The sequence below is a fragment of the Providencia alcalifaciens genome, assembly GCF_020271745.1.
GTDB lineage: Bacteria > Pseudomonadota > Gammaproteobacteria > Enterobacterales > Enterobacteriaceae > Providencia > Providencia alcalifaciens_B.
In genome coordinates, this window is the sequence record NZ_CP084296.1 from 1,453,460 (window position 1) to 1,473,692 (window position 20,233).

Annotated in this window: 21 protein-coding genes and 1 pseudogene; 9 read left to right on the forward strand and 13 right to left on the reverse strand. The window is 40.4% G+C overall.

The window, feature by feature from the left end; genetic code table 11:
* Positions 1-85: 85 nt before the first annotated feature.
* From LDO51_RS06690 to rhuM, 4 genes and pseudogenes are all read left to right on the forward strand, one after another.
* A complete protein-coding gene (locus tag LDO51_RS06690; RefSeq protein ID WP_225576808.1) occupies positions 86-1,111 on the forward strand; it encodes a virulence RhuM family protein in 1,026 nt (341 codons plus the stop codon).
* Between the two features lie 99 nt (positions 1,112-1,210).
* Positions 1,211-1,996 carry a hypothetical protein gene (locus LDO51_RS06695; RefSeq protein ID WP_225576809.1) on the forward strand — a complete coding sequence of 262 codons (786 nt, stop codon included), beginning with the start codon at positions 1,211-1,213 and terminating at the stop codon, positions 1,994-1,996.
* 80 nt (positions 1,997-2,076) lie between these two features.
* Positions 2,077-2,529 carry a hypothetical protein gene (locus LDO51_RS06700; RefSeq protein ID WP_225576810.1) on the forward strand — a complete coding sequence of 151 codons (453 nt, stop codon included), beginning with the start codon at positions 2,077-2,079 and terminating at the stop codon, positions 2,527-2,529.
* Positions 2,530-2,985: 456 nt separating this feature from the next.
* Positions 2,986-3,827: pseudogene (gene rhuM / locus LDO51_RS06705) on the forward strand (RhuM family protein).
* A gap of 152 nt (positions 3,828-3,979) precedes the next feature.
* Here rhuM and LDO51_RS06710 read toward each other — a convergent pair.
* The 12 genes from LDO51_RS06710 to LDO51_RS06765 all read right to left on the reverse strand — a co-directional run bounded on the left by LDO51_RS06710 (position 3,980) and on the right by LDO51_RS06765 (position 14,950).
* A complete protein-coding gene (locus tag LDO51_RS06710; RefSeq protein WP_132497203.1) occupies positions 3,980-4,342 on the reverse strand; it encodes a YibL family ribosome-associated protein in 363 nt (120 codons plus the stop codon).
* 101 nt (positions 4,343-4,443) lie between these two features.
* Positions 4,444-5,565 carry an SPOR domain-containing protein gene (locus LDO51_RS06715; RefSeq protein ID WP_225576811.1) on the reverse strand — a complete coding sequence of 374 codons (1,122 nt, stop codon included), beginning with the start codon at positions 5,563-5,565 and terminating at the stop codon, positions 4,444-4,446.
* A 68-nt stretch (positions 5,566-5,633) separates the two neighbouring features.
* A complete protein-coding gene (locus LDO51_RS06720) occupies positions 5,634-6,749 on the reverse strand; it encodes a hypothetical protein (protein WP_225576812.1) in 1,116 nt (371 codons plus the stop codon).
* 18 nt (positions 6,750-6,767) lie between these two features.
* Entirely contained in the window at positions 6,768-9,512 is a 2,745-nt protein-coding gene (locus LDO51_RS06725; RefSeq protein ID WP_225576813.1) for a fimbria/pilus outer membrane usher protein, read from the reverse strand.
* 81 nt (positions 9,513-9,593) lie between these two features.
* On the reverse strand, positions 9,594-10,400 hold the full coding sequence (locus tag LDO51_RS06730) for a fimbrial biogenesis chaperone (RefSeq protein WP_225576814.1): 807 nt from the start codon (positions 10,398-10,400) through the stop codon (positions 9,594-9,596).
* Positions 10,387-11,154 carry a fimbrial biogenesis chaperone gene (locus LDO51_RS06735; protein ID WP_225576815.1) on the reverse strand — a complete coding sequence of 256 codons (768 nt, stop codon included), beginning with the start codon at positions 11,152-11,154 and terminating at the stop codon, positions 10,387-10,389. Before LDO51_RS06735 ends, LDO51_RS06730 begins: the two co-directional genes overlap by 14 nt.
* A gap of 13 nt (positions 11,155-11,167) precedes the next feature.
* A complete protein-coding gene (locus LDO51_RS19635) occupies positions 11,168-11,746 on the reverse strand; it encodes a fimbrial protein (protein WP_225576816.1) in 579 nt (192 codons plus the stop codon).
* 21 nt (positions 11,747-11,767) lie between these two features.
* Positions 11,768-12,349, reverse strand: a complete 582-nt coding sequence (locus LDO51_RS19640; protein WP_225576817.1) for a fimbrial-like protein — start codon at positions 12,347-12,349, stop codon at positions 11,768-11,770.
* Between the two features lie 22 nt (positions 12,350-12,371).
* Positions 12,372-12,923, reverse strand: a complete 552-nt coding sequence (locus tag LDO51_RS06750) for a fimbrial protein (RefSeq protein WP_225576818.1) — start codon at positions 12,921-12,923, stop codon at positions 12,372-12,374.
* On the reverse strand, positions 12,907-13,632 hold the full coding sequence (locus LDO51_RS06755; RefSeq protein ID WP_225576819.1) for a fimbrial biogenesis chaperone: 726 nt from the start codon (positions 13,630-13,632) through the stop codon (positions 12,907-12,909). The genes LDO51_RS06750 and LDO51_RS06755 overlap by 17 nt, the downstream gene beginning before the upstream one ends.
* Positions 13,633-13,715: 83 nt before the next feature.
* The gene (locus LDO51_RS06760; protein ID WP_225576820.1) at positions 13,716-14,258 is read right to left on the reverse strand and encodes a fimbrial protein; all 543 of its coding nucleotides are present in this window, start codon (positions 14,256-14,258) and stop codon (positions 13,716-13,718) included.
* A gap of 368 nt (positions 14,259-14,626) precedes the next feature.
* A complete protein-coding gene (locus LDO51_RS06765) occupies positions 14,627-14,950 on the reverse strand; it encodes a helix-turn-helix domain-containing protein (protein ID WP_225576821.1) in 324 nt (107 codons plus the stop codon).
* A 748-nt stretch (positions 14,951-15,698) separates the two neighbouring features.
* Here LDO51_RS06765 and LDO51_RS06770 point away from each other — a divergent pair.
* Positions 15,699-16,238: a DUF2058 domain-containing protein gene (locus LDO51_RS06770; protein WP_225576822.1), complete on the forward strand. Its 540-nt coding sequence runs from the start codon at positions 15,699-15,701 to the stop codon at positions 16,236-16,238.
* Between the two features lie 32 nt (positions 16,239-16,270).
* Here the strand turns inward: LDO51_RS06770 and LDO51_RS06775 are convergent, their stop codons facing one another.
* Positions 16,271-16,969, reverse strand: a complete 699-nt coding sequence (locus LDO51_RS06775; RefSeq protein ID WP_225576823.1) for an RluA family pseudouridine synthase — start codon at positions 16,967-16,969, stop codon at positions 16,271-16,273.
* Between the two features lie 168 nt (positions 16,970-17,137).
* Here LDO51_RS06775 and LDO51_RS06780 point away from each other — a divergent pair, with 168 nt between their 5' ends.
* The 4 genes from LDO51_RS06780 (at position 17,138) to LDO51_RS06795 (ending at position 20,215) form a co-directional block, all read left to right on the forward strand.
* On the forward strand, positions 17,138-17,620 hold the full coding sequence (locus tag LDO51_RS06780; protein WP_181477794.1) for a cold-shock protein: 483 nt from the start codon (positions 17,138-17,140) through the stop codon (positions 17,618-17,620).
* Between the two features lie 723 nt (positions 17,621-18,343).
* Positions 18,344-18,451, forward strand: a complete 108-nt coding sequence (locus tag LDO51_RS06785; protein ID WP_225576824.1) for a helix-turn-helix domain-containing protein — start codon at positions 18,344-18,346, stop codon at positions 18,449-18,451.
* A 376-nt stretch (positions 18,452-18,827) separates the two neighbouring features.
* Positions 18,828-19,436, forward strand: coding sequence for a common pilus major fimbrillin subunit EcpA (gene ecpA / locus LDO51_RS06790; protein WP_225576825.1), 609 nt, complete (start codon positions 18,828-18,830; stop codon positions 19,434-19,436).
* 95 nt (positions 19,437-19,531) lie between these two features.
* Positions 19,532-20,215 (forward strand): hypothetical protein, encoded by a 684-nt coding sequence (locus tag LDO51_RS06795; protein WP_225576826.1) that lies wholly within the window; start codon positions 19,532-19,534, stop codon positions 20,213-20,215.
* Positions 20,216-20,233: the final 18 nt, after the last annotated feature.

The window sequence follows — 20,233 nt, forward strand, 5'->3', positions numbered from 1 at the left end:
TATTTTAACATTTATTTTTCTGGGTATATTGGTAGCATTGGTTTTTATTTGATTGAGATAGTGCTCAGTGAGCGGAGGCAATGTAATGAGTGATAATCTTCCTGAAGCACCACAGGGCGAATTTGTTTTGTTCCGAAGTGAAGATGGTCAAACTCGCGTCGAATGCCGCTTTGAATCTGATACTTTGTGGTTATCTCAAGCCTCGATTTGTGAACTTTATGGTAAAGCTAAAGCCACGATTAGTGAGCATATCAGCAATATTTTTACTGAAGGCGAGTTAATCGAAGATTCAGTTGTTCGGTTTTACCGAACAACTGCGGATGATGCTAAACAGTACAATGTGAAATACTTCAATCTTTCTATGATCCTCGCTGTTGGCTACCGCGTCCGTTCTGTTCGCGGAACACAGTTTCGTCAATGGGCAACGCAAACGCTAGAACAGTATCTGATCAAAGGGTTTGTGATGGACGATGAAAGGCTGAAAAACCCGCCTATCGGTCAGTCTGTAGTGCCAGATTACTTTGATGAGATGCTCGAACGTATTCGTGATATTCGTGCTAGTGAGCGGCGAGTGTATTTACGAGTCAAAGAAATTTTCACTATGGCAGCGGACTACGAGCCTTCAAATAAAGAAACTAATCGTTTCTTCCAAACCATCCAAAACAAACTGCATTTTGCTTGTACGGGCATGACAGCGGCAGAGCTTATTGCCAGTCGTGCAGATGCGAGTCAGCCAGATATGGGCTTAACCAATTATAAATCTGATGAAGTGCGTAAAACGGATGTGACGGTTGCGAAGAATTATCTGCGTGAAAATGAACTCAAAGAATTAAACCGTATCGTCAATATGTGGCTCGACTTTGCCGAAGACCAAGCACTACGCCGTAAGCAGGTTTTTTTACAGGATTGGGATACCAAGTTAGATCAGTTTTTAAGTTTCAATGACCGTGAAGTATTGCAAGGTGCTGGTGGGGTTAGTAAGAAAGCAGCTGACGAAAAAGCTAAAGAGATATTTGATATTTTTGCTCAAAAACGTCGACAGTTAAAAGAAGCCGAAGGGGCGAGGGCAAATATTACTGCGCTGAAAGATTTGCTGAGAGTAGATAAATAGTGTCAAAATTTCCATGAATGCAATATTTATGATGTTATAATTGTTATTGTTGTAAAAAATTCTCACTAGATTATGAGTAAGATATTTAAGAAATAAAAAGTGATAGATACTAGTAAGATTAAGATCTATACAGATTTATTTAACATTAAAGAGGTACCATTGAAAATTCAACAGCAAGCGATAAAAAAATTAGCAAATTCGATGCGAATCTATGTTGAAGCACACATTAATTTTCAGCGGCTAATAAATATTGATAAAGAAGAAGCAATCGATAATCTTGATCGGGCTTTTGAAGCTAAGTTAGAAGCGTTTCATAGTTTATATGATGTATCTAAAAATGATGTGGATTATTTTTCTCATGGGGATACAGCGACTTTAATACTTCTGCGGAACGCTATTCATCATCGAGACCATATGCTTTTTAAGAGCTGGAATCATGAGATGGCGCTAGATGATGGCTATAAGCAATATCGCGGTGCAAAATTTCTTCTCGTTGAATACGATGTGTTAGGAAGAGCTCCTTGCATGCGCTATTTCTATAGACTGGAAGATTTTTATCTTAGAATCGATGAGACGCTCGGTTCACCATATATTGAACAGCGAATGGGGGCTATGAATCGAAGAAAGCTGATGAACCAACTTAATAGTGAGTTGCACTTTTCAGATATAATGAATCGAGCAAAGAGCGAAAGTTATCCTGATAGTCAAATTTATATAAACGTGATGCCAATCTTTATTTCTGCTACCTGTAGAGTTTTTAAAGTATTGAAGAAAAATGGGATTGAATTTGTTGGGTTTGATGCGATGGCATATGAAAAACCATTTACCAATGAGCTTGAAGTGGATTTCTCTAAAATAACATATACTTCCTTACCCATCATTTAGAAAGCTGATGAGTAAGGGCATTATTAAATTTCAGACTGAATATTATAATTTTGGGTGAAAAATTTATTTAAGGAAATAAAGTGGCTCGTAAAATTCAACAATACTCAATTAAAAAAGATTATTTGTATTTTTTTTATAGATTTATTATTCTTCGTTGGGAGTTAGAATGGAGTAGTCAAAAATTAGTTATGAGTAAAAGTTGTTTAAATAAATATTGTCAAAATCAAAAGATCAGTATTAAATCCTTTGAGTCATCGGAAAAGCTTAAGGTGGCTATTGCTGAATCATATAAAAATGAAGAAAAAGCATATTCAGGTATTCTTTGGTTTGTAAGAATGGATACAAAGCCTAAAGACACTCTGAGGCATCTTAGAAATACTTTTGCACATGGTAATTATAAAAAACAGCAGAAGTCTGGCTCCCAATGTATAGCTATAGAGAACATAGACAGAAAAAAGATAAAAGCGAAAGGTTTTATACCATTAGATAAACTTAAAGGACTTGTAAATGCTGCTAGTAGTTGCAAAATATAGAGATATAACAAACTAATTACAAATTGAGACTGTAATTTAAACTGTATGATTATCTATAAAGTCATGTAAGATCATTGCTAATCCAATTTAAATATCCCAGCCATTATCTCTGCCACCATCCCCCACCTCAAAAAACCAATCTGGGGGCATTAATGGGGGCACTGCTATTTATCCATGTCAGTAAACTCATTTAATATCAATGCCATTACCCATCAAATGCGACTCCTGTGATCTCCGCCACTTTTTCTCCCTCTATCTTTGTATCAATACCATTTTTTGTAGTTTGTCTTAATCTATAAAGGTTGGTAGGTATTCACTACCCTTTTTGGGCTCGCAGTTTAGCAATAGAAATATTCAGAGCTAAAATAGCGCTTGCTAACCATCTTATCTTTGAGTGCAACATAGTATATTGTTGGCTTTGGACCTTTCTCAGACTATTCAAATGGAGACAATTTGATGAGCGATAATCTTCCTGATGCGCCACTGGGTGAATTTATTTTATTCCGAAGTGAAGATGGTCAGACTCGCGTCGAATGCCGTTTTGAATCTGATACGCTGTGGTTATTTCAAGCAGAGCTTTCAAATTTGTATCAAGTGACTCCTCAAGCAATTACTCAGCACATTTAATCTATTTATGATGAGAGTGAAATTGTACAAAGTTCAACTTGTAAGTCTTTCTTACAAGTTCGACAGGAAGGAAATCGGCAGGTTAGTCGTAATACCCTGCATTACAACCTTTCAATGATCCTCGCCATCGGTTACCGCGTTCGTTCTGTTCGCGGTACACAGTTTCGTCAGTGGGCAACCCAAACGCTGGAGCAGTATCTGATCAAAGGGTTTCCATCCAAAACAAACTGCATTTTGCTTGTACTGGAATGACTGCCGCTGAGCTTATTGCTAGCCGTGCAGATGCCAGTCAGCCGGATATGGGCTTAACCAGCTATAAGTCCGACGAGGTTCGTAAAACAGATGTGACAATTGCGAAGAATCATCTGCGTGAGAATGAACTCAAAGAATTAAATCGTATCGTCAATATGTGGCTCGATTTTGCCGAAGACCAAGCGCTGCGCCGTAAGCAGGTTTTTTTACAGGATTGGGATACTAAATTGGATCAATTTTTAAGTTTCAATGACCGTGAAGTACTACAGGGTACTGGTGGAATTAGTAAGAAAATCGCGGATGAAAAAGCCAAAGAAGAATTTGATGTTTATGCTCAAAAGCGCCGAAAATTAAAAGAGGTGGAAGGCGCAAGAGCTAATATTGCGGCATTGAAAGATTTACTGAAAAAAGGAAAGTAGAAGCCACTATTCTTAATTTTAGCTGACTTGTTAAAGTCAGCCTTGTATCAGAAGCGGACGATACTGGCTAACAGTTCATAATAATGAACTGTATATAAGGAACCTTCCAGTATTCGTGGGTTATGGCAGATTTTAGTTGGGTAGTTTTCCAACTAAAAATCAGTCTTAGAAAAACCTGTCATAGCATCTAACTCCATTTCGCGACCTAATGCCGTCATTGGGTGGACAATAACGAGGCCTCGTACGGATTTCTTCAGCTTGCCCATATCTGCTTGCTCTTTCTTCGTGATAGGGCGCTTAAATGGCATATCCATCAACTTTTGTGCTTCTTTGCTTAGCTTCTTGTTACGCGTTTCTTTCAGACGAGCGATTTCAACTTCTAGCGTCGCTTTTTCTTTTTCGAGTTCAGCGTACTTTTCCGCTTGAGTCGACAGCTGCATACTTGCCATTTGGTGACGAATAAGGTCTAAGCGGTCGCTAAGCGTTTTAATTTGTGTTTTTTCAGTTTCTTTCATCATTAATTAACCGTGAATAAATTTCCTGCCGGCAAGTATACATCATTCTGGATTAGAGGGGGAAAAGGGATGCTGTCTTGAAGTAACCCCACTTAATAGATTTAGTGTAATTCAGATTGAACTTGTTTAAGGCTACGGATCCAAGGTTTATCTTTTTGTATACCTCGCGGCAGTGTTATTAAGGCCTGTTTGGCTGCACTCATAGTTGGATATTCTCCATACACCAAAACATACCATTGTTGACCATTCCTGATGGTCTCATACACCAAATAATTGCTCAATTTATGTCGACGAGCTCGCTCATAAAGCCCTTCAGCGCTGCCCGCACTGCCTAATTGTAATGTGTAATGGCGAGGTGAAGCAGCGCGAATATCGCCGCCTAAATTAGTATGCGTAGAGGCGTTTTTCTTTACGGGGAGCGTCACTTCTATCGGTTTGCTAGGCATGTCGATTGGCATCGATTCTACCTGTTCAGTTTTACTTTTTTGTTTTGACGGTGGTAATACAAGGGTAATGACCACTTCAGTCGGTTCGTCAGAAACGGTTTTGTTCTCTGCTGGTATAGTTTGTTGCTGAATACGAGCTTTATGTGCAGCGGCTAGCATCAAGCGTTCACGGTGCTGGGCAATAGGCTGCAACATTTTAGTCAGCTTATTTTGCAGTAGGCGCAATGTGGTATAAATCCGGTGCGGTGGGCGGCTTTTTAATGTCTCCAATAGCGCATGATTTCCCTTTTCGGAGAGTTCGATAGCGTTAACTTGCGGTTCAGCGTGAACGGGCTTGGCAATAGGTAAACTGATTAAGTTGTAGGAATATTGCTGGCAACGTTGCTCATCAACCATTTCTGTTGTGACAGTGATATCTTCCTGAATGTCATTCAACGCCTGTTGAGCTCTTTCACGTACTTCATTATTCGCAGCGATGGCTTTTCCCAGCCACCACGTTGCGCAGGCTGAGTTTTGAGGTCCACCTTCACCAGTGAAAAATAGAATCCCCAAATGGTATTGACCGAGGGGATAGCCCTGCAAAGCGGATTGCTGAATATAGTAACGCCCTTTGGCGAGGTCTACAGGGACACCATCTCCATTGATGGATTGTACGCCAAGGTCGTGAATTTGCTCTAAGGACGTTGGCGATATTGATGAAAGTGCAGGGCGGCACAATAGGAGCGAAATTCCCATTAGCAATAATGTTAAAAAACAGTGACGGTGAGTGGCTATCATGACATTTTTATCTTTAAATTATGAAGGCTTAGTGGTTTGTTATTAAAACCACTAAGCGATTAGGCAAGTTATTCCCAGTCAATGGTGACGGTGGCGGTGGCAGAGGCTGCGCCAATTTTAAAGCCTTGTCCTAGAGCGCAAAGGCTAAAACGGTAAGGCACTTGGTGTGAACCGACGGTGAGATTGCCTAAATCCACGACATTTCCTGCTTCAGCGGATGTTCCAGAATTAAAATATGTACCACTATTGGAGCATGCAGAGTAAATTGATTTAATGGAAGCTCGTATGGTTGCAGGGGCAACCTCACCAGTGGCATCCATCGTCATTTTTAAGTCATTCGCATAACCTTGAGTGTCTCCCTTAAGTGTTAATTTAACGGGAGTAACCACGTCATTATTACCGGTACAATTGATGGAAAAATTTCCATCCACAACCCCTAAAACATCCTTACGGTTTCCCCCTGGTGTACCAGAGGTATTGCCTTCCCAATCCCAAACATTGACCTTACCAAAATCAATCTTAGGTGGTGTAGAAATAGAGCAGGATAACGGATTTTTTACTGTGATATATCCAGCTGAAGAAAGGGGGACCCCTGTTTCCATGTATAGGCCAGCATAGAAAGCAGGAATACTATACTGTCCTGGCTGTGCATTAGGCCCCACATAAATAGCAATCATCCCATTAAAAGATAGACTTCTACCAGCCCCCATCGGGTTCGGAAAATTATTATAAGATGTCCCTGTAACACAATATGTAAATGGGGAGCTTTGGATCACAGCGCTACCTGTCGCAGTCGTCTTTCCATAAGAATTAAACGTGGCTCCACCATTACTCCCTCCTCCTCCAGAAGTATTAACCGTAGCATCCTTCACAATAAAAAGGATATCTTCAGCAATCTTTAATCCTGTATATGTACCATCTGAGGATGTATATGTTGTACTTGCACTATTAAAAACAGAATTATTATCTGCACTACGAATATTAAAGGCAAAACAGCTTTGAGCCATCTGAGTTTGGTATCCCCAGCCTGTCGCTGAACTATATGTATCATTAACCGCATTGCTCCAAACTAAACCACCTCCTACATCATATTCACCAGAAGGCCCGCTAAGAGATAAAGCGTGAGGCTGACCTAGCAAGAAAAAACAAATACTCCCAATTAATTTATAAAAATAATATTTCATATTTTATTAATCCTTTTATTACTCAAAGTTTGTCCATTGTGAAAATGGAGATTTTTTTTCACTCGCTGGGCCATCTAATACCTGTGTCTCTGAAGCAAAGCTAACGGGCTCTTTCGCAGGTAATACCACTTCTGTTTTATTTTCAGGACCACAGGTATATGTCACTTGGCGGATTGGCATATCTGCAGAGACGTCAACATGGCGTAAATCAAAACTCACCTGACATTGTTGTGCAGCGGCTTCCCCCCATTTCACCAACAATTTCCCCGTTTCAGGTAACCCCGTGAGGTACACTTGCCCTGCATCCCCGACAATGCTGCTAATGTTTTCAGCGCTGTTATCGGAAGTTAAGGTAGCAATCGCACCAAATGGTACATATTTGGCACCTTGTTTTAAGGTCATTAACACTTGGTAACCAATGCGGGTACGGAAACTGGCTTTCACCACAGCGCCTTTCGTTGGATAAACATTGGTATTGGATTGCGGTAAATCGACATTTTCAGGCAGCGTACTAGGGTCTAAGCCAATGCTGTTTTTGTTATAGTCAGAGAGATAAGGCGCTACAGCATAGCCTCGCCAATCTGTCACGGCGGTTCCGCCATTGACACTGACACCCTCGGCGCCCGGCGCACTAATGAGGGCGACAGAATCCCCCATGGAGCGGCTTAATGTTAGCCCTTCAGAATGGAGCAATGCACCACCGCTGGCATTCATATTGATTGACTGGGAATTATTGTTATAGCTATAACCTGTACTGATGCTGCCTTTGTCGCCTTGATAGCCGGCATTCAGGTTGGTATTAGCAATTTGACCTTTATTTCCCCAGCTTTGTGATGCGCCATAAGACAGCTTGCCATCCATAAAGCTACCACTAAGACCGCTATTATTCTGTGCACGTCCGTTTTGGTCATAGTTCATGGAGTAGGTGGCATAAATCGACCGCAAATCCTGGTCTTGGGTAAACACACTAAATGGCACGCTTAAGTTAAAAGAGAGCTGGCGGTTTTCTGGCCAGTTATTGCGGCTGTCTTTTACGCGGTCAATATTGTAGTTCACCCCGTAACTTATTCCTTTAAAGCTGTTGCTATAGCCCATGGACAAGCCCGTTAAAGTTCGGCTACTGCCCCAGTAATCATCGCGATTAGCGCGAAAATGCAGTGAGCCATACTGTTGCATCTGTTGGCTGAGCTGGGTTTGGAAGCTGCTACGACGACGCTGTAAAGTCCATGGGCTGAGGCCATCTTCAAGGCGATAACCTTGGCTATTAAATTCGCTGAAATTATAGAAATGTTCCGTGGAGTAACGTAATGCGGTTAAATCTACCGACGTTCCTGTTGCCATTAAGCTTTTTGAGTAGCGGATACGGTAGGATTGCCCGGTTTTTCGCTCACTGGAGCTGGCAACTTGGTTGGAATAGATAAATTTTGCTGATGAGTGAGTGACGTCTGTGGAGACAGCACCGAAATCACCTAAAGAGACCCCAGTTCCTACACTCAGTGATTGATAATCTTTTGCCAGTAAGGCGCCACCATACATCGTGACATCGTTATGTAATCCATAAACGGCAGTACCGAGAATAAAGTCAGAACGGCGCGAACTGGTGGTCAAGTTACCGTTATAGCGACCAGAGGCCACTTCGTATTTCCAGCCGCCGGGGCGTAGCATCACGGGTAAGGATGAGTAAGGCACCACAAACTGGCGTTCTGAACCATCGGCTTCAGTGACTGTGACGTCATAATCCCCGGATAAACCCGCTTGCTGAATATCATTGATATAAAAGGGACCTGGAGCTACATAGGCTTCATACACGACATTGCCATTTTGGCGGATAGTGACGCGGGCGTTGCTGTTGGCTACGCCACTAATCGCCGGAGCATAGCCACGTAATTGGCTTGGCAACATCTGCTCGTTGGAGGTTAGCTGCACGCCCTTAAAGGGCACGCCGTCAAAAACATCACTGCCCGTGCTGCTTTCACCAACTAGCAATGTCGAACGCAATGCACGAATATCCCGTGATAACGTGGTATTTGAAAAGTAGGTTTGGGTATTTGTCGTGGTGGACTGGTTATCGCTCCCGCTGTATTCGAAACGAGTGTGTGTGAGGTTACTACGCAGACGCCATGGTCCCGCATTGGCGCCCAATCGTGCTGAAGCAAATACGTTGGTATTTTGGTTTTTTTTGCCATGGTCATAACGGCTGGTTGTACGACCCGCACTGACGTTATAGTTCGCCATTAATGCAGGAATGCCATCATCCCATAATGACGGGTCTGCATTACGATTGATTTGAGATTGCATCGCCACTTGCGGCACGCTGATGTTTAATCGTAAACGTGACAAATCTAATTGGGTTGTCGCTTGTGGGATCAGTGCGCCTAAATCTGAAATAAACTCTCCTTTAGGTAAGTCTTTCAGTACGGGAATTTGCGGCACATTAACACCAAAAGTGTCGAGTTGTGCAGGGGTTAATTCAGGTGCAATATCACCTTGGGTATTTTTGATAAAATTGAGTGTGAATTGCCCTACGTCTTGTTGGTTAACAAAAACTGAAACGGTGTATTCCCCTTCGGCAACGCCACCGGCTTGTGAGAAGGCGGATAAATCTACGTTTGTGTTTTCACCGACTACCCCTAAAAAGCTGGGGTCAAAGTAATCTTCTGCCTGTGTTGGGGCTACCGCTAATAGCAATAAACACGCCAGCGGGTGATAACGGAAAAAAGGAGTTTTTGGCTGATGCTCAGCAATATTATGGGCTTTTTTCATGGTCTTCCTTTATCTTGCAAATGCAAGAACCCCCCCGTTGCTCATGAGCATCGGGTGAATTTGTTTATCTGTAGGTTGTGGTCACATTGCTGAGAGTTGGCGTGTTCTCATTTTGTTGGTTCCGCCATAGTCTTCCATTAACTGCCAATGAATGTCGTTTGCGACATGGCTGGCATCAAGGGGCCATTGCACCTCACCAAAGGGGGGAACCATGCGTGAGGGGCTTAAATTCAGGTCGTTTTTCCCCACAGACAGTGACGCTAATGTGACATAAAAAGGTGTTGGGTTTTTCAGTGTTAGCGTATTTTTCGTGCGCTGAAATTGCAGCTGTTCAGCGATGCTATCGAGATTATGTTCCGGTAATCCCGCAGGGCGATAAAACAGCTTCAGGTTATTTTGTACGGCAAGGATCATTTGTGCGCCTTCCGCGGCATCTTTTGACTGTGCGGGGATCGCAGTCAGTGACAACTGCGCAATCGACTCTTTATCTTGCGTGAGTAAATTATGTTTTTGAAGAATGCGCAATGTGAGTGTTTCGCCCGGTTCAAAGCGTTGTAACGGTGGCAATGCAATAAATGCTGTCAGGTTTTCATCTGCTATTTCGGTATTATCATTTGTCGCGTTACTTGATGCATTCCCTTCCCACGGTAATAGGCGTGCCTGTAATAAATATGGTATCGCCGTATTATTGGTGAGGGTGTACGTCACTCCGTTTTTGGCATCATGGGGGTAAACAACACGGGTTGAATGCAGCGTTAGTCCATTGATTTGGTCTTGTAAGTTATTTGCCAACGCAGGCTGAGTAAAAAGCGCCGCCAATAAGGCGACCCCACTAACCAGGCGATATAACACAGGTTTTTTAATATTCAATAAATTAATGTTGTTCATCGCTGATAGCTCCTGATTGAATATTCCCCTGATAAGTGGTGCTCATATCTCCATAATCGGTGATGACTTTCCACTCTGCCCGTGTGGCGCTGCCTTTTACGGGGTAAACTTGTGTAGAGAAGGGGGCAATCATAGGACCCAGCTCTCGTACATCAACGGGGTGCTGATCGACACTCAATTGCGCCAACGTAATGTAATAAGGTGTTGGATTGCTTACGGTTATGTGTTCACCTTGATGGTGAAAAGCCAGTTGGCTTGAAGCGGTTGCGACGCTCATTGTTAACCCTTTCGGGCGATAAAACAGCTTGATGACGTTGCGGATCCCCACAGAAACTTGAGCGCTGGTCATTTCGCCTTCGGGTGTGTTAGCTTTTGTGGTAGCAGGGATCGCTAATAAACTTAAATAAAATACAGATTCTCTGTCCGTAGGAAGCGCTGTGGTACCATTACGAACAATAAGCAGTGTGTTTTGGCTCTCTTTTTCTAAGCGAAACATCGGTGGTGTCGCAATAAATGGGGGCGCAGGTTTATTTGCATTTCCCTCCGGCGTATTGATGACATCTGCTTTGATTAAGTAAACCTGTGAGCTGCTGTTTTTGATGGCAATTTTTGCATTTGGGTTCGCTGCATCGAAGACGACGCGAGTTTGGGCTAAACGCAGTCCGCCTTCTGCTGCGAAGGATAGCGCCGAAAAACTGCTACATATCAACAAAATAATAAGAGCACGATAGTCAGAAAAACGATTTGAAAACATACTTATTACCCAATTAGTCATATAAGAAGCTAAATGTGACGGTTGCGGTGAGTTCACCGTTTTGTAAATTGTCACCTGCAGTGCAGGTGCCGCAGGCAAGCTCGGCAGTAAAATCAAGTGAGCTATTTAATTTCTCCACATCGCTGGTTCCATCAGATGGCCATGTTTTGATGGTAATAACCTCACTCCCCGATTTCGCGGTATTGTCATTGGCATTAAAAAGCGTGTTTCCGGGGGTGGATAGCCTGACTCCATAGCCTTTTGTGGTACTGGATGCATCGGCATAGAGCTGTTCATTGTTATCTGCGGTGAACGTGTTCCCTTTGACCGCAATTTTGGGTGCTAAAAAGTAACCCTGGCACCCTGATAGGGTTAACGTGAATTGGCTACGTTGCTTATTGTTCGGGATCTCATCGTAGGGCAGTGGTGCGCCATTGTTATATGTGACGGTATTTGGCACCGTCACATCGCAGCTACCGCCATAAAAAAAAGCTGAAAATGAGACGGTAGTTAAGGCACTTCCTGCCTGTAATTCACCGGCTGGTAATAGCAACCCTACAATCACGCTAAAGAAAGAAAGTTTTCGTATCATTGTTATTAACAGCCTTCAAAATCAGTTATAGAAAAAATTAAATGTTAATGAGGCGGTTAACTCGCCACCTTGTAAGTTACTGGCAGTGCAATCCCCGCAACTGACGGTCGCTTTAAGTGGGATAGTTCCATCCAATGTGTTGGCAAAGGTTTTATCCCATTCAGTGGTGGTTTGTGCCGTGATTTTTTTATCCGTTGCAAGGTTGTCACTTTGATTAAAATTACTGCTACCTTCTGTGGATAATAAAATGCCATAGCCTGTACTTGAGCTGTTGGGGCTCACAAAGAGGTCTTTACCGGAGGTGCTATCTGTGTCCCCTTCGATAGTTATCGAAGGGGTTAACCCGTAACCTTTACAGCCAAGAATAGTAAGATCAAAGGTTTCGCTGATATCGCTCTCGGACGTGATATCTTCGGCAGGAATAAGATCCCCATCACGAATCGCAACGTTAGGCTTTACCGTAATTTGGCAGCCACCACCAACGATGCTGGCACTGATTTTGGTGGTGGCCGTGGTTGCCGCCATTGCGGATTGCCCAATGCCTGCCGTATACAATGCGGTTGGAATGAGCAGACAATAGAGTGACTTTTTAGTTAGTGTCATGAAGAATTCCTATTTTTAGGTATTACTGAAAAATAAGGTTAAACGTTAATGAGGCTGAGAATTCACCGGGGATGGCTTCCCCATCCACTGGCCCCACTAAACCCACGAGAAAAGTTTCTTCGGTTTGGTGATAGTTCTCTTTGGTCAGTGGTGTTAAGGCAATCTGCTCACCGCGTTTAAAGGCTTTGCTTGTGTCATAAAAATCAGTTAGCGAGAGCGAAGTGCCATCGCTGAGGCGTAACATAAACCCTGTGCTGTTTGGGGTTCCATCCAAGAAAATGGTGCTTTCGTTATAGGGAGTATTTCCCTGTAACGTAATTTTTGGAGTGAGATTTCCCGTTTTATCCACACAGATAAATTGTGCTTTCAATGGCTTAATTTGATGTGTGGTAATAGCGCCTTGAAAATCGGATGTACGCATCGGTGTAAATTGCAATGTATTAGGGATGCGAATCTCACACCCGACATCATCGGTGATCACCGCTCTAATCTCGGTATTTTCTGCCAATGCCATGTGCCATCCGTTAAGTAACATGGCGAAAAAAATAACGAGTAATTTATTGAATTTGCGCATGAAACTCGTTCTTTCCTCCATAGTCATTAATGGCTTTCCATTCAACAGCGCCTTGTCGTTGAACATGGGAATAGGTGATGCTGCTAAAAGGGGCAATCATGTTATTTCCCTTTGTTGTGCTCAGAGAAACGGATTTATTGGCAATTTTTAAGCTGTCTAATGTGATGTAGTACGGGGAAGGATTGGACACTTGAACCCCATTATTCACACTCGAAAATTTCAGCGATTTCATGGCTTGTTGCTGGGTCATGCCTAAATGATCTGGGCGATAAAACAGCTTGATGATATTTCCCGTTGAAACTTGTACGGCACCATCAATATTATTTTTTGGCGTATTCAGCCCTTTTTCGCTGGTCGGCATTGCGACGGTACGAAAATAAAAAATAGATTCTTTGTTTTGAGGAAGCTCTACACTGTTTTTCATTATACGAACTTGATTAGTCGAACCTTTTTCTAACCGGAATAAGGACGGTGTCACCACAAAGGGGGTATCTCCTTGCTCGCCATAAGGGGTACGCAAAATTTGTGTTTTGACTAAATAAGGCGTGAGTGATTGGCTAGAGCTGGTGATACCCACACTTTTTCCGGTGGCCCTATCACTTTCAGAAAATATAATTCGAGTGGTGTCGATAGCGATCCCTGCTATCGATGAACCAGATAGCAATAGCAAGCCACCACAAATCCCTTGCATTAATCGGTTATTTCGCATTTGTCTATCCTTATATTCTTTTTGAAAGAATGAAGGTAAGACGGTGCCGCCTTACCTCAGCCTACTGAGTTAATTAAATCGAATTAGTCAACGATATAAGCAACTAAGATTGGTGCACTGTAGGAACCTGCTTCAGGTGCATCTATTGCCGTTGCCATACCAACTTTGAAGGTATATTGAGCGGCTGTTTTACCAGCGCCAATTTCAACTTTTGCACCATTACCGTTGGTGATGCGATTATTAGCTTCATCTTCAATCATAAAACCAACAGATTGTGAATCTGTCGCTACAAAGATGTCTTGTTGGTTGTTACCGACAGAGGTGATCCCTTGAATGATTAAGTTACCTTCCTCACCCTCAGTACAACCCACTAAAGTCACTGGCATATCAACGGTTGTAGAGGACATAGCATTGACAGCGGCAAAGTCTGAATCTGCTTCACCCACAGAGGTTTTGAAAACACCGACGTTTAAGACAGATTTACCGCCATTGATGGTGACATCACAAGTTGTGTTAGTCAGGATCCCTTGCAGAGTGACTTCCGCAGAAGGTGCTGCCATTGCATTTAAACTTACACAGGATGCGCCAGCTAATAATGTTGTTAACGCTAATTTTTTAAAAAACATATTGAAATTCCTTTATATATAAAAAATAAAAAACGAAATAAAACGTACTTCAAGAAACCTGTGAAAGTGGCGATACCTTTACCCGTATTCACAGTAAAACAGATGCGCTCATTGAATTAAAAATAAGCGCGTCTACAATGATTTTTTCATTGATTTAACTTCCTTACTTAAAAAGAATAAATATAAATAAAGCCATTTTGAAAATCTTTTCAAAATAAATGGAAAATAGATTTTTAAAATTGTTTATTTTTTAATAATTAATAGCATGAGCCTCAATTAAATTATTTAATTGATTTTCAATGTTAATAAACTTTAATTTCAATAAAGTTAAATTAAACGCTAATTAAGTGTTATTAATTTACTGTGGTTTATTTTGAAATTAGAGCACCATGTTGCTCAAATAATAAATTAAACTCACCGTAAAGCTCAGGTACCTTGGCTTCTATGCGTTCAGAAACAAAGAAGAAGAACGATTCTAAAGAGACCTCTAAGTAATGAAGCAAAAGGCATAAGGTAGATAAAGTTATTTCACAAATGCCATTTTCATAGCGTGAGATTTGTTGTTGGGAAACTCCAATGAGTGAACCCAATTGTCTACCTGATAATAATTTTTTCCTTCTTAAACTTGCAATTTCATCTGCGATAGCTTGAGAAAATAATTCTGTAATTCTTTCTATTTTTTTTAAACTCATTCATAAACCTTAAATAAGAATCAATTTCAAAACATATTAAATAAAACAAATGCGTAAGCACGAATCTGTTTTTATTTTTAAACAAAATAGGAGTAAAAAACAATAGGGTGAAATTTGGCAATATTTTCAACCAAAGCATGATTTACACATTACCAACACCGTGAGTTTGTTAAAATAAATAAATTACAAAAGGTTACGATATCCTTACTCGTAATGTGGCTTAAATTGTCAGTGATAAAGTTTGTTATTATCTTTTACTGTAGTTAATTTTAGATTTATATATCGTTATAAATATATTTTCATAGTTACATTTTAAGAAATCATAAGAATATGAATGTGTAGTAATGTAAAACATAAAAATAACAATGAAATTCAGCTAGATAGATTATATTTTGATAAATACATACTTAGTAACAATTATGAATTCAAAAAAATGAAATATACAGAATATGTCGAAATGTTATTTCAATGACATTTAATGACATTAAATTTGACTTAAGTATCGCCCATTCGTGATCTAGATCACGTTTGAATGTATTTAAAATAACACATACATTTAAGACGCTAGTTTTATTTGTGGGGTTGAAACACATTCAGATTATTGTTGGTCACACCGACATTTTTGAGGGAAATTGATGACATCATGTTTCCATCATTACACCGAGCGAGAATCTCAAAAGTAACCGAAAAGAAATCTAATTTGCAGGTATAATCCCTCTAATTTCACTCAACAGGCTTAGATACCAACATGGCAAAACTCACCTTACAAGAGCAAATGCTCCAAGCAGGACTCGTCACCAGTAAAAAAATGGCGAAAGTACAGCGCACAGCGAAGAAATCACGCGTACAGGCTAGAGAAGCCAGAGAAGCGGTAGAAGAGAATAAAAAAGCGCAGCTCGAGCGCGATAAGCAACTGAGCGATCAACAAAAGCAAGCGGCACTGACGAAAGAGTATAAAGCTCAGGTGAAGCAGCTAATTGAGATGAATAAACTTGATGTGGCGAAAGGCGATATCAGCTTTAACTTCACAGATAATAACGTCATCAAGAAAGTGGTGGTCGATAAAACAACACAAACTCAACTCATTAGTGGTCGTCTCGCCATTGCGCGTTTAGCAACTGACAATCCAGAAATGAGCACCTACGCGATTATCCCCGCGAGTGTGGCGGATAAAATCGCTCAGCGTGATGAAAGCAGCATCGTATTAAATAACGCCTTGAGTCAGGAAGAGCTGGATGAAGACGATCCGTACGCAGATTTTAAAATCCCTGACGATTTAATGTGGTAACTGTTTTATAGGGTCACTGCATAACGCAGTCATTAGAACGGGGTCGGACTGTGAGCATGGATTGGTTTCCCTGTGATTGGGTGAATAAAGCCCAAATCGCTGGCATGCAGCATCAATCTTGGTGCTTGTTCAGCCCCTAATGATAGTAAGCCTCCATACAGATCGCACCCCAAAATAGGATGACCGAAAAGTTGGCTGTGAATGCGCAGTTGATGAGTTCGTCCTGTTTCTGGGATAAATTTCACCCTCGTCAGTGGTAACCTACGCCCATTTTCTTGCTCACGATAAAACCGTTCAACCACCTGATAAGAAGAACGCGCTGGCTTACCGTGGGTCGCGCAAATTGACATTCGAGGAAACAACGTCGGATCTTTGGCAATCGGCGCGTCTATCACACCATTATCATTTTTCACATGCCCACACAGTAGTGCACTGTAAGCTTTAGTCACGGTTCGTTGGCTAAACTGTCGGCATAATTCTGCATTTATGGCTTTATTGCGAGCCACAACCATGACACCAGAAGTGCCAAAATCAAGGCGGTGCACGAGGGTGCATTCAGGGAACAATTGAATAAGCCGGTAATGTACCGAGTCGAGATTTTGTGGATTCTTTCCAGAGAGGCTTAGTAGCCCCGAAGGTTTATTGATAATAATAAGGTGCTCATCCTGCTCAATGATTTCAATGTCATCGTGGCAAGGGGGCGCAATAAAGGTATCAATAATCGTCGACATCAAATTATCCAGATAAAAAGTGGCAATGGATAATACCCAATTTTGCACTCTCTGACGATGATGTTATTGGTCATTGGGCTAGACTAAAACTAAAGGCGTGGTTTGGGCAGGCATTGTGATTTATACTGCGCGCTGTGAAATTGAGTCAACAAAGAAGGTGGTATGGCAATGAACGGAACAATCACAACGTGGTTTGAAGATAAAGGTTTTGGGTTTCTCAAAGATGAAAACGGGGATAACCGTTATTTTCATGTGATTAAGGTTGCCAACCCAGAACTGATTAAAAAAGGGGCGGCGGTTACGTTTGAGCCGACCACGAATAATAAAGGATTATCGGCTTTTGCGGTTAAAGTGATCCCTGAAAGTAAATATATCTATATTGCTGGTGAACGTATTAAGCTGACGGCTATCAAATCATTTCGTATCTATTATGAAGATGTTCCGGCAGATACACGTATTGATAAAGAAAATACCGTGTTATCGATTGGTGCGCTGATGAACAGTATTAAACCTAAAACGAATATTAAGCCGGGTGCGACTCGAGCGCTGAAAAAGCTGATTATTGAAACTCAGCATGGAACAACATTGACGTTCTCTGAAGATGAGATTGACGTGGATGAAACCATGAAACAACTTAAGGGTGTTAAATAGCTTTCGGTTGAATTCAAAAATCCCCCCATTCCATTGCCTCTAGCTTAGAGGCAATGCTTTTCCAGTATTACCTTCTATACCCTTTCCTAAATTTAAATTAAAAATCAATAAACAAGATAAAAAGAAAGTATTTTTAATAAGCAATCGCTACATATGAAGCAAGATGTATTAATATATGCACAAGCCGCATTCTGATACATCCAATTTATAGCGCCTTTATGGCATACAATGTGGATTGTAAATATTATGATACGATTTGGTTGTTGTTAGGTTAGTAATCCAAATAAAATTATGACAGGATAGAGAATTAAGCGGTAGAAATATATTTTCATATTGTTATATTACTCATATGGTGAGTTTTTTATTTTGTGAAAAGCAATTTAGCTGTTTCAAATTGTAATTTGTTGTAATAAATAATGTGTTTTATCTCGTTTTTATAGGTTTTTACTCCTCTTGCGTAAGTTTTATTTAAAAAAATACATTAAATAAATCAAACAAAGTTTTATTTAATATATATCAGTTGGTTAATTCTACGTATCATATTAAGCGTACTCATACTCGTTGTATTTCAATAAAGAATGGCGATCAATGAATTGCCATTTGATAGTCACCGCCTATCAAAATAATATTATTCGTTAGGTATAAACGTTTTTACTCTTATTTTAATGTATTTATGATTAACGAATATTAAATAAATTATTCCTTTATATTGGAGTGCGGTTAATGAAATCTAATATAATTAGTGGTCAGGTTGGTGCTTTTTTAAGAAAATCACGTAAAGAAAAGAATATGACAGGAAAACAGCTGGCAAAATTAATAGGAATCAGCTAGCAACAAATATCAAGATATGAAATGGGAATTACTTCAATTACCTTAGATCAGCTTGATATTTTCTTAAGTATTCTAGGTAAACGATGGGTCGATGTTATTAAACATGTCGAAAAACATACTGATTCTGAAAAAGGAATGGGTAATAAAGGAAGCTTAAATAAATATGCTTCCTGGGAAAACTACTCAACAAAAAACATCATAAATAACTGCTAATTTTTCCTCTTAAATTAGAAATAAAATAATCAGCTGACCCTGGTTATTTTATTAATCATATTCTCTGAGAAATTCGATTGTTTTTTATAAAACACACAATGAATGTGTTTTTTATGCTATGCAATTAAATTTTTCTTCATGGATATTAAATAGAGAGAACAACATGTTAAATAAAAAAATGGCATCTGTTTTGCTATCAACAATTATTGCGGCTTCCTTTGCTACAGTTGCTAACGCTGATACTCGTACTGCTCAAGCGACGGCAACATGGCAAGCGACTGCAATTAAAGATACGACAAGTATGCTGGTTGTTACGCCATTAAAAAGCTTAACGTTTAACTATGCAGAAGGTCAGAAAAGCTTTAACCAGCAAAATGGCGCATTTGATATCGCTATTCAAGGTCAATCAGGTGCAACAGATTTTAAATTAGCATCAAAAATCATTTCTAACACCTTAGCGAGAACAACAGATGATTCTAAATTAACTGTTGGTGTTAAATGGAATGGTGAAGATCTTAATAAAACGACTGATACTGTATTAATCGATACATCAAAAGGCTTAACATCAGGTTTAGATAACTTAGCTGCGGATGGTATCTATAATGGTTCAGAGCGTGCAACTGACCGTGGTGAGTTCACCTTCGTTATCGCTAGCGCGGAAGCGGCTGGCGCAGCGACAGACTTTAAAGCACTGACCGACGGTGCATGGGATGGTGATGTTAAAGTTCAGTTCACTGCAACTTGGGATGGTACTTTCACACCAGCGCCTTAATTGATTATTTACGCTTAGTGAATAACTAATTTTCACGATAAAGGTACTATAGGGAAATATTATCTTTATCGTTATCTTTTTTAAAATTAATAATTATGAAAAAAATAACACTAGCATTAGCTTTATTATCTATTCTTCCACTAAAAATGAGTTTTGCGGTTAATGTAGGAAATATCACTGAAATCATATCGTCAGATGAAGACTCATTAGCAAAAGAAATTGAAAATACGGTCAATACGGCAAGGCTTGTTAATTTAACTATCGAAAAAATAGACTCGCCACTTGAGAATGGAAAAGTCATTCCAGTAACGGATCCTAACGAAATATTATCAACCCCTGCTAATTTGATTTTGCCGGGGCAAGCAAAAGATGTTTTTAAAATTATCTACCAAGGTCCCAAAGACGATAAAGAACGTTATTACCGATTAAATTGGAAAGATGACCCTATTGGTGAAAGTGGTGTCACAAAAAGTGCAAAATCTGCCTCAGCGACAACTTCAGCAACTATTAGCACTATTTTGGTTATTGCACCAAGAATTGAAAAATTTAATTACCAATATGCAAACTCCCAAGTTTCCAATATAGGGAATAGTTCATTTCGTGTTGTGGCATCAGGACCATGTTTACCTGAAAAACAAAAATACAGTGTGGATGGTATTTGCCGTGAACGTTATTACCTCATGCCACATTTAGCTGTGAAATTACAGTTTGTTGATCTTAATAATAAAAAATCTAGTGTAGGTATTTGGCACAAAGGAGATTTCATTGTTGTCAAATAATTAATAACGGACTTTAAT